The sequence below is a fragment of the Vibrio sp. 3-2(1) genome (genome assembly GCF_963887575.1).
Classification (GTDB): Bacteria; Pseudomonadota; Gammaproteobacteria; order Enterobacterales; family Vibrionaceae; genus Vibrio; species Vibrio anguillarum.
On sequence record NZ_CAWPGB010000065.1, the window covers coordinates 20,420 to 34,472 of the forward strand.

Here is a 14,053-nt window from a genome sequence, read left to right on the forward strand (position 1 = left end):
GCTGAAATAACATTAGATTAAGTTCGATTGGTGGCTGCAATGCTCCGCCAACAATGACTTGACCAATAATTTATAACGTTGTTCTGTCAATGGAGTTAAAATAAGCTTGAGAGTCATACGGTATTCAGCGAAATAGTTATTGCTTGTAAGACAAGCTAAAAACACACGCGACATTACGCGCGGTCATTTCTACGTTTTGCGCCGCTTCGGCAAGGGCTGTAGGCAAGTCGACCGAGCGTGGAACGACACTGAATACCGCATCAATGCCATGTGGGTGAACAACGGCGCAGTCTGCTGACAAGCAGCCTGCAATTCCGATCACTGGCACGGAAAAAAGTTTGGCAGTGCGCGCAACACCGATTGGCGTTTTACCGTGAATGGTTTGGCTATCAATACGTCCTTCCCCAGTGATGACTAAATCGGCATCCTTTACTACATCGCTAAGGTTCACGGCATCCATCACAATTTCAATGCCCGGACGAAGGCTCGCTCCTAGTAGACCAACCAGCGCCGCACCTAAACCGCCTGCCGCGCCAGCACCCGGCATCTCTTTAACATCACGACCTAATTGCGTTTTGATGATGTTTGCATAATGCGCAAGGTTGGCATCAAGTTGCGCGACCATCTCGGGTGTTGCTCCTTTTTGTGGGCCAAAGACGTGCGAAGCGCCTTGTACGCCGCACAGTGGATTATCGACATCGCAGGCGACCTCCAGTTTGATGCGGGCTAAACGTGGGTCCAGTAGTGTGAGATCAATCGAGGCCAGTTTTGACAATTCACCGCCACCAAAGCCTAATGGATTTCCATCTGAATCAAGCAGTTGAATGCCGAGGGCTTGCGCCATGCCGAGGCCACCATCGTTGGTTGCACTGCCACCAATGCCGATGATGATGTGTTCAACACCTTGATCGAGCACGGTTTTAATCAGCTCACCAGTACCGTAACTGGTGGTGTTCATTGGGTTGCGTTGCTCTGGCGGCACCAGGTGTAAGCCCGATGCGGCCGCCATCTCAATGATCGCTGTTTTACCATCACCCATTAAGCCATAAAAAGCCTCGACTTGTTCACCTAGCGGCGCCGTTACGGTTGTGGTAACAATCGATCCATTAGTAGCATCAACCAGTGATTGGACCGTCCCTTCGCCGCCATCGGCCATCGGTAACTTAATGTAGTGCGCATCGGGCAACACTTGTTTGAATCCATTCTCTATCGCGGTGGCGACTTCCATTGCCGTTAGGCTCTCTTTATAAGAATCTGGAGCAATAACAATTTTCATTTTTAACACCTTAACTGCGTTAAACAAACAGACCAAATACGCCAAAAATCATCACAGAAATGAAGGCAATTACTAAACCTACTGCCGATTCATAAGGAATTAAGGTGAGACGCTCACGAATGTCCATATGTACCGCTCCGCCCGTGGCATGGAAGAAACTACCGTGTGGCATATGATCAAGTACGGTCGCACCTGAATGGATCATGGCAGCCCCTGCCAGTGCGGGTACGCCTAGTTCGAGTATAGTGGAGCTAAAGACGCTGGAGGCAACGGCTGTACCTGCGGTGGTTGAAGCGGTTGCCAGTGACATCATTGCACCTGAGATCGGTGCAAGCAGGTAAGAAGGCAAGCCAGAAGCGGTCAGTACTTCGATTAAACCGCCTTTAAGACCTGAATTGGCGATGATGCCGGCTAAAGTACCAGTACCAAGTAGCATAACCGCAACCGGAGCCATGCGAGTTAGACCTGAAACCGCAAAGTGGTTAGTGTCTGCAAATCGTCCCATCACGACCGCACCGACTAATCCACCTAATGGGAGTGCAATTAAAGGATCCACATTGATGCCAGCGATAGGGCGTAGTGCGAGTAACACAATCGCCACTAATGGTGCGATGATCGCTGAGCTAAAGCGGGGTAGCCTAGAATGATCCACCGCAACGACTTCACTGGCGGAGACTTTACTTCCTTTACTGACTAAACGTTTGGCAATCAAGTAAGCCACAATAAGCCCGCAGATCCCAGGAATAATACCCGCCGCCATTACAGAAGTAAGTGGCACGTTAAACGCGTCGGCTGCGGCAATCGCATTCGGGTTAGGTGACATTACGTTACCCGCTTTACCGCCGCCAATCATCGCTAGCAGAATGGCCGCCTTGGAGAGATCGGCACGGCGAGCGATCGCCAGAGCGATAGGAGATACGGTGATTACTGCCACGTCGACAAACACGCCGACCGCAGTCAAAATTAAGGTTGCTAAGGCCAAGGCAAATAAAGCGCGAGTTTCTCCAACCTTTTTCACTATGGTTTCTGCAATGGAAGTGGCAGCGCCTGATTCAATCAATACACCAGCTAAAATACCTGCTGCAAGAATGCGTAGCACCGCGGTTACAATGCCTTGTGCGCCACCAATCATCAGAGCAACGGTGTCGGTCAGCGATACACCGCCGATCACGCCACCGACCAACGCGCCGATGATCATGCCATAGGCGGGTGGTACTTTTTTTAGAATGAGCGTGATAGCCACGACTAATGCGGCCAGAGCTCCGAGAGTTGAAACTTCAATCATCTTCTATATCCATATTTTTTATCACTGATTGGCTGCAATATAGGGAGCAAAAATAAAAGAGTCTTCAGTCTATTGCACAGATTACTGGCTTTGATGTGACTGATTAATTGTGCAAATGCACAATTTTATGTTTTTATTTGAAGCAAGATAAAGCCAAATAAAGGTGAGTAATGTCATTTAACTGATTGAATTTTAAAGCGGTTACTTGCTCAATTTTTTCAAGCCTATAGCGCAAGGTATTACGGTGAATATGCAGTGCTTGGCAAGTTTGATGGACATCGCAGTTTTGCTCAAAATAATGGCGGAGGGTTTTAATTAATATTCCCTTAGTGTCATACCGTTCCAGCAGGGTATAGGGTTGGCGTAACTGCTCGCGGCTCCATGGCTCATGCTGTACGCTATTGAGCAGTACAGGTAACTTATCATCTTGATAAAAGAATACGTCTCCCTGTTTATGGTGGGAGGCTTGCATCGTCAACTTGGCGGTTTGATAAGATTGAGCCAGCCCAGAGAGCGTTGGAAAATAATCACCTAGTGCAATTTTGATGGTGAATTTGCCCTCTTTTTTCACTCGCTTCAACAGTTGATTGACTCGTTTAGTTTCGGCCTCTTGTGACCAACCTTTTTCGGTGAGTGAGATGGGTTTTAAAACCACTACTTCGTTGTGAGAAACTGAAATGATCCCCACCAAATTGTCCCGTTCAGGGTATTCCAGCAGATGCACCAACTGCTGTAAGTGTTCTAGCGATAAGGCGGTATCGTTATCTGGGATCAATTTGACCACGGCAGCGATACGCGGCTGGGAAAGGTCGAGCCCTAATCGCTCGGCGATTGAATTGAGCTGTGTTTCGTTGAGAGTGGCACCTTGAATTAGTTGTAATAGCAGCTCTTCACGGTGGCGCTTATTCCACTGTACTTGTGCCATCAGTGCGGCTTGTTCAACGATAAGCTCCGCCGTCATTTTGACCAGCTCGCCATAACGGTGAACCTCCGTTGGGTTACCGGAAATTCCAACCACGCCGATCACTCGTTGTTGATAAATGATGGGGAAATTGATGCCGGGTTTAACGCCTTTTAGGTAACTGGCGGTGGCATGATCAATTTCAACCACTCGATTTTCATTGATGGCCAAAATCGCCCCTTCGTGTTTCTGGTGCAAACGAGTGGGATCACCTGAGCCAATAATGCGTCCCTTTTCATCCATTACGTTGACTGAATAAGTGATGATCTTCATCGCTCTTTCTACAATCTGGCGTGCGGTGGTTTCTGTGATCTGCATAATCTCAAGTGGTTTCGTTAGCCATAATCACCGATAATAACAAAGTTATCAGTATCCCCAAACACCAATATCGAGAACCCGATGGACTACGAATTTAAAAAAAATACCCTAGATGGGAGCTATTACTGCTCTTTTTCGATGGGGCACGAAATTATTGGCCGTTGGCTACAAGAGGAGATCAGCAACGATCTTCCCAAAATAGATCAAGTTATTGCGCTAATGGCAGCATCGAAACGTGCATTTAATCAAGAGCAGACGCTTGAGGGGCAGGAGATCAGCGTGATGATTCTTGCCGATGAGGTCACGGTTCAGGCCAATGTTTTGACGCATGGTGAAGCGCTTGATAGTGACAGTGAGTTTGATTTTTACGATTGTGAAAGCACCGCAAGCTGCGGCATCGATGATTTTGCTTTGATGATCAAGCAGTGGTGCGAATTTGTACGTTATTCACCTGCGGACTTCACTTAGCGCTGCACAAAACTGGTGAAGATTAAACACTTCGCTTTATTTGTGGGAAAGGGTTGCACCTCATTTGTGCAACCCTTTTCTTTTTGGCATAAGAAATGGTTGCAAATCTTTTAAAATCATTAAGTTAAAAAGTTGGCACGCAGCTTGGATTGTATTGATCGTAAACGGACTACTGCTTGTGAGAGGATGCAATGAAACTGATCAACGCGATAATTAAACCATTTAAGTTAGACGATGTGCGTGAAGCTTTGGCCGATGTCGGCATCGAAGGGATGACGGTTTCCGAAGTGAAAGGCTTTGGTCGCCAAAAAGGGCACACCGAGCTCTATCGAGGCGCGGAATATCAAGTCGATTTTCTGCCTAAAGTGAAATTAGAAATAGCGACACAAGCTGAAAATGTCGATCGCGTGATAGAGGCGATCATCAAAGCGGCGCACACCGGAAAAATTGGTGACGGAAAAATTTTTGTGTATGACCTCAGCCAAGCTGTGCGTATTCGTACTGGCGAAATGGACAGTGAAGCACTGTAAAGATTCAAAGGATTGGAGATAACCATTATGGAATTAGCAGCAACGGTAACAGAGCTACGTTACGCACTCGATACGTTTTTTTTCTTGATTTCGGGTGCGTTGGTGATGTGGATGGCAGCTGGCTTTGCCATGCTAGAGGCAGGTTTAGTTCGTTCTAAAAACACCACTGAAATTTTAACCAAAAACTTTTGTTTGTACGCGATTGCCTGTACCACGTATTTAGTGGTTGGTTACAACATTATGTATATTGATAACGCAGAAGCAGGCTGGCTGCCTTCATTCGGCTCCTTGATAGGTAGCCAAGCTGAAGGCGCGGATCACTCCCTTGAATCAGACTTTTTCTTCCAAGTGGTGTTTGTGGCAACCGCGATGTCGGTGGTTTCTGGCGCTGTCGCTGAGCGAATGAAATTGTGGTCGTTCCTTATTTTTTCCGTCATTTTGACCGCATTCATTTACCCAATGGAAGGCTATTGGACTTGGGGTGGTGGCTTTCTTTCAGCTGCCGGTTTCAGTGATTTTGCCGGCTCTGGTATTGTTCACTTAGCGGGTGCATCGGCGGCGCTAGCTGGGGTCATCTTGTTGGGAGCACGTAAAGGTAAATACGGTAAAAATGGTGAAATTTACCCTATTCCGGGCTCCAACATGCCACTTGCGACTTTAGGTACATTTATCCTGTGGTTTGGCTGGTTTGGTTTTAACGGTGGTTCACAACTAATGCTGTCTGATTTTGAAAACGCAACAGCGGTTGGTCAGATTTTCCTCAACACCAATGCCGCTGCAGCAGCGGGTTCTATCGCGGCTCTATTAGTGTGTAAAACCACTTGGGGTAAAGCGGATTTAACCATGGTACTCAACGGTGCGTTGGCCGGGTTAGTGGCTATTACCGCTGATCCTCTCTCTCCATCACCACTGTATGCGGTAGCGATTGGTGCTGTAGCGGGTGTGTTGGTTGTGTTTAGCATTATAGCCCTTGATAAAGTGAAAATTGACGATCCTGTGGGCGCAATTTCAGTACATGGCGTATGTGGTTTGTTCGGTTTAATGGTTGTGCCAATCAGCAATACTGATGCGACTTTTGGCGCTCAACTACTTGGAGCCGCAGTGATTTTCGCTTGGGTATTTGGTGCAAGCCTTGTGGTTTGGGGCATCCTGAAGGCAACGATAGGCATTCGAGTTTCGGAAGAAGAAGAATTAGAAGGGATGGATATGCACGACTGTGGGGTGGGGGCCTACCCAGAATTCGTGACAATAAAGTAATATTTCCTTACAGATAACCTACCTAAAAACCTGCCGATTAAGGCAGGTTTTTTTATTGATTGAATTGTTTTTCAATCTATCATCAATATAATAACGAAACTGATAAACATTATCATTACCAATTTTAAAGGGAACTAGAAATGAAGAAACTGCTTACTCTGTCTGCGATGGCATGTAGTGTGATGGCTCCGAGCGCGATGGCGGCAGAGGAGGTCAACGTTTACTCATACCGCCAACCATTTTTGATTGAGCCGATGTTTAAAGAGTTCACTCAACAAACGGGCATTAAAGTGAATGTGAAGTTTGCGAAAGAAGGGATTGCTGAGAAATTGGTACAAGAGGGTGAGTACAGCCCTGCTGACGTGATTTTAACCTCAGAATTTAGCCGTCTTTTTGAGTTATCTGAAAAGGGTTTAGTCCAAGCGGTGGATAACAAAACCATTGAAACTAACATTCCCGCCCAATATCGCGATAGCGCAGATGAGTGGTTTGCACTAACAATACGTACCCGTAGCGTCTACTCATCACGCGATCGCGTAGGCAAGCTGGGTGATGACTTCAACTACGCTGACCTCGCGAAGCCTGAATTTAAAGGCAAAATCTGTACTCGTAGTGGTAAGCACCCTTACAACGTGGCGCTGGTTGCATCCATGATTGCAGAGCAAGGCGAAGCGAGCACTAAAGTTTGGCTTGAAGGTGTCAAAGCAAATTTAGCACGTAAGCCTCAAGGTAATGATCGTGACCAAGTTAAAGCGATTAAAGAAGGTTTGTGTGATGTCTCATTGGGTAATAGCTATTATTTAGGGAAAATGTTAGCTGATGAGAAGCAAAAATCATGGGCTGAAGCCGTCTACATCAACTTCCCAGGTCAGAATGCGCAAGGCACGCATGTTAACGTGAGTGGTATGGCGATGGCGAAGTACGCGCCTAACAAAGAAAACGCAGTTAAGCTGATGGAGTTTTTGACCAGCGATAAAGCACAGCACATGTACGCTGACGTCAACTTTGAATACCCAGTAAAAGCAGGTGTTGAGCGTTCTGCACTAGTCGCTTCATGGGGTGATTTTAAAGCGGATCCACTGCCGCTCGAAAAAATTGCCGACAATCATGCCGCGGCAATTAAGCTGCTTGATGAAGTGAAATTTGACCTTTAATCGGTTCTAGGGGTATAACAGTGCCCCTATTCTATTGAAGGGGCATGAGATGTATTTGCAAACGCATTTATGTGTCAGTAAGCCTTATTGTAATTAGGCAATGAAAGAAAAAAATACATTATGGAAAACCAGTAGTGCCAGCGTCACTGTGCTACTGGTTTTGCCGATCTTAGCCATCTTTATTACCGCTGCGGGACAAAGTGATGAGGTTTTTTCTCATCTCATGTCAACAGTGATGCCCACCTATACCTTTAATACCGTCGTATTAACGTTCAGTGTGATGGGGCTTTCTTTGCTATTTGGCATTCCCAGTGCTTGGTTAATGGCGATGTGTAGGCTGCCTACCGAACGCATTTTACAATGGGCTTTGGTGTTACCACTTGCGATGCCCGGCTATATTATCGGTTACATCTTTACCGGTTGGTTTGACTACGCAGGCCCAGTGCAAGTGTTACTTAGAGATATTACGGGTTGGGGCGCAGGTGATTACTGGTTTCCCGACATTCGCAGTTTGGGCGGGGCAAGCATTGTGCTTGCGCTGGTGCTTTATCCATATGTTTACCTACTGTGCCGTGCAGCATTCATGGAACAAAACGTCTCCTTATTGCAATCCGCTCGTCTATTAAAATGCTCTCCGTGGCAGAGTTTTCGTCTGATTTCACTACCGCTTGCACGGCCCGCGATGGCGGTTGGCCTCTCCTTAGTGGCGATGGAAACGGTGGGAGATTTTGGTACGGTGAGTTACTTTGCCGTTAATACCCTAACGACTGCGGTGTATGACACTTGGCTCGGTTATTCGAATTTGAATGCGGCAGCGAAAATATCTGCCATCATGTTGGTGATTGTATTATTACTGCTGAGCGCAGAGCGCTATAGTCGTCGTAAACAGAAATTATTTCAAAGCCAATTTAACAGCCATGAAGATTTTCGCTATCAGTTGCAAGGGTGGAAAAAATGGGCCGCTTTGTGTTGGTGTTGGGGGCTAGTTGCGCTCGCGTTTCTTCTGCCTTTATTGCAGTTGGCCTCATTCGCTTATCATTATTTTTCGAAAAGTTGGACTTCGGAGTTCCAAGACTTTGCGATCAATAGCTTAACGGTTTCGTTGACGACAGCGCTGGTGGCGGTGTTGATTGCTTTGGTCGTGAATTTTTGCCATCGGTTGAACTCCAATGGGGTGACTTTAGCCTTTATGCGCTTGTCTTCTATGGGTTATGCGGTTCCCGGAACCGTGCTAGCGATTGGTGTGATGGTTCCGGTGCTGTTTATGGATCATTGGGTCAATGATGTTGCTAAAGCGATGCAATGGGGGCGACCGGGTCTTATCTTTTCTGGTTCGATGTTTGCTATTATTTTTGCTTTAGTGGTGCGTTTTTCGGCCGTGGCGATTGGTAGCATAGAAAGTAGCCTCAATAAAGTCTCACCTTCTTTGGATATGGCGGCTCGAACTATGGGTTATCGATCGAACGCTATGCTGTGGCGAGTTCATCTGCCATTGATCCGCCGTGGTACGCTTATCGCTGGGTTGTTGGTGTTTATTGAGTCAATGAAAGAGCTGAATGCCGCTTTGTTATTGCGTCCGTTCAATTTCGAAACCTTGGCGACCTATGTTTATAACTACGCATCGGATGAACAATTAGAAGTGGCTGCTTTGCCTGCGATACTCTTGGTCGCGGTTGGTTTAATTCCGCTTATCGTCGTTAACCGTTCACTGGAGCAAAATCACTGATGAGTTGTGCGCTGTCTATCCATGATTTGACTTGCAAATATGAAAACCAAACGGTTTTACAATCACTGTCGCTGGAAGTCAAACAGGGAGAAATCGTCTGTTTATTAGGAGCAAGTGGTTGTGGGAAAACGACCTTATTGAAAGCTATTGCGGGTTTGCTGCCGCTTAGCTCTGGGGTGATGAGCCTTAATTGTGTAACGATTGATGATGGTCAACATTGGTTGCCACCGGAAGCGCGAAACATAGGGATGATTTTCCAAGATTATGCGCTGTTTCCTCACTTAACTGTTGCGGAAAATATCGCGTTTGGATTGCGTCAACTCTCTCAAACCGAGCGCAAAGCGAAAGTCGGAGAGATGTTGGCATTAGTGCACTTAGCGGGGCTGGGGGATCGTTATCCTCATCAACTATCGGGTGGACAGCAGCAGCGAGTGGCGATTGCTCGCTCCTTGGCGTATAAACCGGATCTGCTACTGCTTGATGAGCCGTTTTCCAACATCGATACCCAAGTTCGCCATGAGTTGATCGGTGAAATTCGCAACATTTTTAAAAAGCAGGGTGTGACGGCTATTTTTGTGACCCATAGCCGCGAAGAAGCTTTTGCTTTTGCTGATAAAATGGCGGTAATGAACCACGGTGTGATTGAGCAATATGGCACCGCATCAGAGCTGTACTACCAACCGTCGAGTAAATTTGTGGCCGATTTCTTAGGTGGTGGAAGTTATTTAAGCGCCAAACGAATTTCAGAATGGCAATTTGAGACCGATTTAGGTGTGGTTGACGCCAAAGCTCAGCAACCCATTGAGCTTGAAGCCAAATGCGAATTACTACTGCGGCCACAACACATTCAAATTAGTGCGCAGCAAGAGAGCAAAGTCCGCGTGTTAGAGCAGCAATTTATGGGCGATCACTGCCGTTATGTGATTGATGCGTATGGCAGTAAGTTGCTGGCGAGTTCTTCACAGCCGTTGAGCGTTGGGCAAAATGTTGCAGTCAGCATTGATACGCAAGGTGTGTTGGCTTTTTAAAAAAAGCCCGGCATGACGCCGGGCAAGTGTTCTTCATCGATATACCTACAACCTCTTCATACTGTGCGGGTATAGCGACTCAAATTTGAGTCGAAGTGGGTAAAAGCTATAACGATAGAAAATCTTTCACCTGTTGAAGAACACGTTCTGCAGTGTCTTTATCCGCCATTTCAGCAAAAATGCGTAGCAATGGTTCAGTGCCAGAGAAACGAGCAATAACCCAGCCGCCGTTTTTAAAGTAGACTTTGGCTCCGTCTTCGTAACTGACTTTCTCAATCTCATACTCAAATTGAGGCAACTGTTTCTCAACGTAGATTTTGTTATACAACGACTCTTTTTGTGCGGCCTTAAATTTGCAGTCACCTTCTGCGGTGTAGGCGTAACCGTATTTCGCGTAAATTTCCCCCAGTAATTCGGAGAGTTTTTTACCTGTCACGCTGATCATTTCAACCAACAAACTCGATGCAAAAACCCCATCTTTACCTTTGATGTGTCCACGAATGGTTAAACCGCCGGAGCTCTCACCACCAATCAGTGAATCATCCGCTTCCATTTGTGAGCTGATGTGTTTAAAGCCAACGGGGACTTCAAAACTTTTCTCATCGTGGTCAGCGGCAATTTTATCCAGCAGGTGGGTGGTGGCGATATTACGCACCACGGATCCTTTCCAACCCTTATATTCAAGCAGGTAGTAGTAAAGCAGGATCAGTACTTCATTAGGATGGATGAAGTTGCCTTTCTCATCAATAATACCAAGTCGGTCTGCATCGCCGTCGGTACCTATCCCAATATCGTAACCTTCTGCGGCCACTAAATGTTTGAGACGATAAAGAGTCGCTGCATTAGGGGAAGGCATTAAACCGCCAAAATCGGGGTTTTTGCCATCATTGATCACATCCACATCGCAGCGGCCATTGATCAGAACCGTCTGCAATGCATTTTTTGCGACGCCAAACATAGGGTCAATCAACACACGTAGGTTGGCTTTTTTGATCGCTTCAATGTCGATAAAGTTGATGATTGAATCGACAAACTCATTCATTGGATTGATGATGACAATCGATTTATCTTGCAGCGCTTGTTCAAATTCGACGTGTTTTACATCGGCAAGCGTCAGTGAAGCGATTTGTTGTTCAATCTTTTGCGTGATCACTTCATCAGCGTCTCGTCCACCTTCAATGAACACTTTGATGCCGTTGTAGTCCGCAGGGTTGTGGGATGCCGTAATACACGCCGAATAGGCGCAATTCATCTCTTTGGCCTTGAACATCACAATAGGGGTAGGAACAAACTTATCGATAAAACTTACCACCACGCCATTCGCTGCTAAGACTTGCGCAAACCAACGTGCGGCTTTGTCAGAAAGAAAGCGGCGGTCGTAGCCGATAACGAACCCGTTGTTAGCCACATTTTCGTGGTTAATGATGTTGGCAAGTGATTGAGCCACTAGACAGACGTTGTCTTTGGTAAACTCTTCACCAATAAAGGCGCGCCAGCCACCTGTACCAAATTTGATCATAATAAAATCCTTGTGGGACGAATGTTGAGCCTCAGCTCCTTCGCGCTGAGGCTCAAATCGTGTTAACCGAGAATAACCACTACATCGTTGACAGTGCCTTGTGCCATGACAGGAATCACGCCTTCTACTGCTTCGCCATTCACTGTGATTGTTTTCACCCCTTTACTGACGGAGTTCGGGTTTTGCACTGTGATGTTGTAAGTCGCGCCGCGCCATCGGCGAGTGACTTCAAAACCAGGCCAATTGGTAGGAATGCATGGGTCTACGACGAGGCCATCAAAACCTACACGAACACCCAAAATGAAGTTGGTGACGGCAAAGTAGGCCCAACCAGACGTACCTGTTAACCATGGATGGTTTGCACGGCCGTGATCTTGGTGATCTCGTCCCATAATGAACTGCACGTATGAGTAAGGTTCGGCAACGCGCTTTTCAATGATGTCGTTTTGGTTATAAGGGTTTAATGCGTCGTAGAACTTCATGGCTCGATCACCACGGCCAAGCTTCGTTTCTGCAACCCATGCCCAAGGGTTTGGATGTGAGAAAATAGCGCCATTTTCTTTAACACCTTGATAAACACGAGTAACGAAACCGATGTCATCATTAGGGGTTGAGAAGGAAGGTGCGTTCAGATGTAGACCGTATTCGGAGAATAGATTCTCATCAACGGCATCCATCGCTTTTTCACCACGCTCTTGCGACACTGCGCCCGATAAGACGGCGAGTGTGTTTGATTCAAGGTGAACTCGACCTTCAGTTTGCTGAGCAGTTCCTATCTTGTCGCCATTTTTCGTTAGGCCACGGATATACCAGCCACCTTCTTCATCCCAAAGGTGAGTTTCACAAGCTTCACGTACGTTCGCCGCCATTTCGGTGTATTTCGCAACGTCCTCTGCATTGTCACGGTATTTTGCAAGGTCAATAAACTCTTGCAGTGCCCAAAAGTGGAGGAAAGAAACCATAGATGATTCGCCACCACCTAAGTTCAAGCAATCGTTCCAGTCAGCGCGTAAGCCTTTGCAGATACCTGTTTGCCCCACGTATTCTGCCGAGAAGTTAAGCGCCGCCTTCATGTGTTCGTAAACCGTTGCATTGCCACCATCGGCGTAAGGGATCACTTCATCAAAGAAGGATGTTTCACCTGTTTCCATCACGTATTTACAGATGGTTGGAACGAGCCAGAGATGATCGTCAGAACACGTATCTTCAATGCCGTGGATCTTATCTTCATCACTTGGTGTTGGTACAACGGTTGGCGATTTTGATGGTTTGACATCCGCTTTTTCTGGATCAAACCAGTCAGGATCAAATAGGTGTAGGCCATAGCCCGCTTTGACTTGACCACGAAGCAGATCAACCAAGCGTTTACGGGTCATCTTCGGGTTTGCGTGCGGTACTGAAATGGCATCTTGCGCCGTATCACGGTAACCAAGGCCAGTACGACCGCCCACTTCAATGAAAGAGGCAAAGCGAGACCACACCACACACGTTTCCGCTTGATAAAGCGTCCAAGTGTTGATCATGGTATCAAGGCCTTCATTCGGTGATTTTACTTGGAATTTCGCACAACGTTCATCCCAATGCGCTTTGATCCCAGCAAAAGCGGCATCGACATTAGCCAAGTCTTGGTACTTAGCACGCAAACGCGCGCCATTGCCTTTACCAATTCCCAAAATATAAGCAAAGCGAACTTCCTCACCCGGTTGGATCACAAATTGTTTGTGCAGCGAACCGCAATGGTTGTAGCAGGTTTGCGCGCTGTTCGAGCAGTGACCACGTTCTACTGCAATGGGATTGGCTTCGTCACGATACAAGCCGAGGAAGGTATCGCGTTGTCCATCATAAGAGTCTGGATCAAACGTCGAGGCTAAGTAGTAAAAGCCTTCGAAATCATTGGTGTTGTAGTAAAGATCGTACTCAATCACACCCGCGTGATAAGCGGTACCTGCAGAGTAAAGCGACATCTGATGGTTTTGGTTATCGGATTGAATGTGACTAAAAGAGAATTCAACAAACGAAAAAGCGCTGATAGTGCGAGTCTCAGTGGAATCGTTTTTAATGACGACATCCCAAATTTCAGCATCTTCGCCTTTCGGTACAAAGAGAGTTTTAGTGGCACTAATGCCGCTGTATTCACATTTGAATTTGGAGTAAGAGAGGCCGTGGCGGACTTCATACTTCGCTTCTTCTAAGCTTTTTGCTACAGGTTGCCAAGAAATAGACCAATAGTCGCCAGTTGCATCGTCACGTAAGTAAACATAGTGCCCTGGGCGATCAAAAGAAGCGTTCGGGCGAAATTTGGTAACACGGTTATATTCTGGTGAATTGTAAAAAGAGTAACCGCCCGCGTTATGAGAGATCACGGTGCAGAATTTTTCTGTCCCTAAGTAGTTGGTCCAAGGCGCTGGAACGTCAGGGCGTGTGATGACATATTCACGATTGTCGTTATCGAAATAGCCGTATTTCATTGTCATTTCCTTTTAAACAAACTGCGTCTTTTGCAGCCAAAAATTATGCTAGTGAAAACCAAG

At 46.6% G+C, this 14,053-nt stretch carries 11 protein-coding genes; 6 read left to right on the top strand and 5 right to left on the bottom strand.

The window, feature by feature from the left end:
* Positions 1–136: 136 nt before the first annotated feature.
* From AACQ79_RS17345 to AACQ79_RS17355, 3 genes are all read right to left on the bottom strand, one after another.
* A complete protein-coding gene (locus AACQ79_RS17345) occupies positions 137–1,276 on the bottom strand; it encodes a glycerate kinase (RefSeq protein ID WP_170899452.1) in 1,140 nt (379 codons plus the stop codon).
* Between the two features lie 19 nt (positions 1,277–1,295).
* Positions 1,296–2,561 (bottom strand): GntP family permease, encoded by a 1,266-nt coding sequence (locus AACQ79_RS17350; protein ID WP_170899453.1) that lies wholly within the window; start codon positions 2,559–2,561, stop codon positions 1,296–1,298.
* 133 nt (positions 2,562–2,694) lie between these two features.
* Complete coding sequence (locus tag AACQ79_RS17355; protein ID WP_017048371.1) at positions 2,695–3,840, bottom strand: sugar diacid recognition domain-containing protein; 1,146 nt, start codon at positions 3,838–3,840, stop codon at positions 2,695–2,697.
* Between the two features lie 81 nt (positions 3,841–3,921).
* Between AACQ79_RS17355 and AACQ79_RS17360 the strand changes: the two genes are divergently transcribed.
* From AACQ79_RS17360 to AACQ79_RS17385, 6 genes are all read left to right on the top strand, one after another.
* Complete coding sequence (locus AACQ79_RS17360) at positions 3,922–4,308, top strand: YacL family protein (RefSeq protein ID WP_010317535.1); 387 nt, start codon at positions 3,922–3,924, stop codon at positions 4,306–4,308.
* 191 nt (positions 4,309–4,499) lie between these two features.
* Positions 4,500–4,838, top strand: coding sequence for a P-II family nitrogen regulator (locus AACQ79_RS17365; protein WP_010317537.1), 339 nt, complete (start codon positions 4,500–4,502; stop codon positions 4,836–4,838).
* 27 nt (positions 4,839–4,865) lie between these two features.
* Positions 4,866–6,095 carry an ammonium transporter gene (locus tag AACQ79_RS17370; RefSeq protein ID WP_170899454.1) on the top strand — a complete coding sequence of 410 codons (1,230 nt, stop codon included), beginning with the start codon at positions 4,866–4,868 and terminating at the stop codon, positions 6,093–6,095.
* Positions 6,096–6,235: 140 nt separating this feature from the next.
* Positions 6,236–7,249 carry a Fe(3+) ABC transporter substrate-binding protein gene (locus AACQ79_RS17375; RefSeq protein WP_013857651.1) on the top strand — a complete coding sequence of 338 codons (1,014 nt, stop codon included), beginning with the start codon at positions 6,236–6,238 and terminating at the stop codon, positions 7,247–7,249.
* A gap of 100 nt (positions 7,250–7,349) precedes the next feature.
* The gene (locus AACQ79_RS17380) at positions 7,350–8,975 is read left to right on the top strand and encodes an ABC transporter permease (protein WP_170899455.1); all 1,626 of its coding nucleotides are present in this window, start codon (positions 7,350–7,352) and stop codon (positions 8,973–8,975) included.
* Positions 8,975–10,003, top strand: coding sequence for an ABC transporter ATP-binding protein (locus tag AACQ79_RS17385; protein ID WP_094147073.1), 1,029 nt, complete (start codon positions 8,975–8,977; stop codon positions 10,001–10,003). The genes AACQ79_RS17380 and AACQ79_RS17385 overlap by 1 nt, the downstream gene beginning before the upstream one ends.
* Positions 10,004–10,109: 106 nt before the next feature.
* On the opposite strand, the gene AACQ79_RS17390 is transcribed toward AACQ79_RS17385, so the two are convergent.
* Both AACQ79_RS17390 and AACQ79_RS17395 read right to left on the bottom strand, forming a co-directional pair.
* Complete coding sequence (locus AACQ79_RS17390) at positions 10,110–11,522, bottom strand: phosphoglucomutase/phosphomannomutase family protein (protein WP_013857648.1); 1,413 nt, start codon at positions 11,520–11,522, stop codon at positions 10,110–10,112.
* 62 nt (positions 11,523–11,584) lie between these two features.
* Positions 11,585–13,990 (bottom strand): GH36-type glycosyl hydrolase domain-containing protein, encoded by a 2,406-nt coding sequence (locus tag AACQ79_RS17395; RefSeq protein WP_170899456.1) that lies wholly within the window; start codon positions 13,988–13,990, stop codon positions 11,585–11,587.
* Positions 13,991–14,053 lie beyond the last annotated feature (63 nt).

Excerpts from the sequence above, each read along its gene's own strand:
- AACQ79_RS17345 (WP_170899452.1), bottom strand. The coding sequence starts at position 1,276 with ATGAAAATTGTTATTGCTCCAGATTCTTATAAAGAGAGCCTAACGGCA.
- AACQ79_RS17350 (WP_170899453.1), bottom strand. The coding sequence starts at position 2,561 with ATGATTGAAGTTTCAACTCTCGGAGCTCTGGCCGCATTAGTCGTGGCT.
- AACQ79_RS17355 (WP_017048371.1), bottom strand. The coding sequence starts at position 3,840 with ATGCAGATCACAGAAACCACCGCACGCCAGATTGTAGAAAGAGCGATG.
- AACQ79_RS17360 (WP_010317535.1), top strand. The coding sequence starts at position 3,922 with ATGGACTACGAATTTAAAAAAAATACCCTAGATGGGAGCTATTACTGC.
- AACQ79_RS17365 (WP_010317537.1), top strand. The coding sequence starts at position 4,500 with ATGAAACTGATCAACGCGATAATTAAACCATTTAAGTTAGACGATGTG.
- AACQ79_RS17370 (WP_170899454.1), top strand. The coding sequence starts at position 4,866 with ATGGAATTAGCAGCAACGGTAACAGAGCTACGTTACGCACTCGATACG.
- AACQ79_RS17375 (WP_013857651.1), top strand. The coding sequence starts at position 6,236 with ATGAAGAAACTGCTTACTCTGTCTGCGATGGCATGTAGTGTGATGGCT.
- AACQ79_RS17380 (WP_170899455.1), top strand. The coding sequence starts at position 7,350 with ATGAAAGAAAAAAATACATTATGGAAAACCAGTAGTGCCAGCGTCACT.
- AACQ79_RS17385 (WP_094147073.1), top strand. The coding sequence starts at position 8,975 with ATGAGTTGTGCGCTGTCTATCCATGATTTGACTTGCAAATATGAAAAC.
- AACQ79_RS17390 (WP_013857648.1), bottom strand. The coding sequence starts at position 11,522 with ATGATCAAATTTGGTACAGGTGGCTGGCGCGCCTTTATTGGTGAAGAG.
- AACQ79_RS17395 (WP_170899456.1), bottom strand. The coding sequence starts at position 13,990 with ATGAAATACGGCTATTTCGATAACGACAATCGTGAATATGTCATCACA.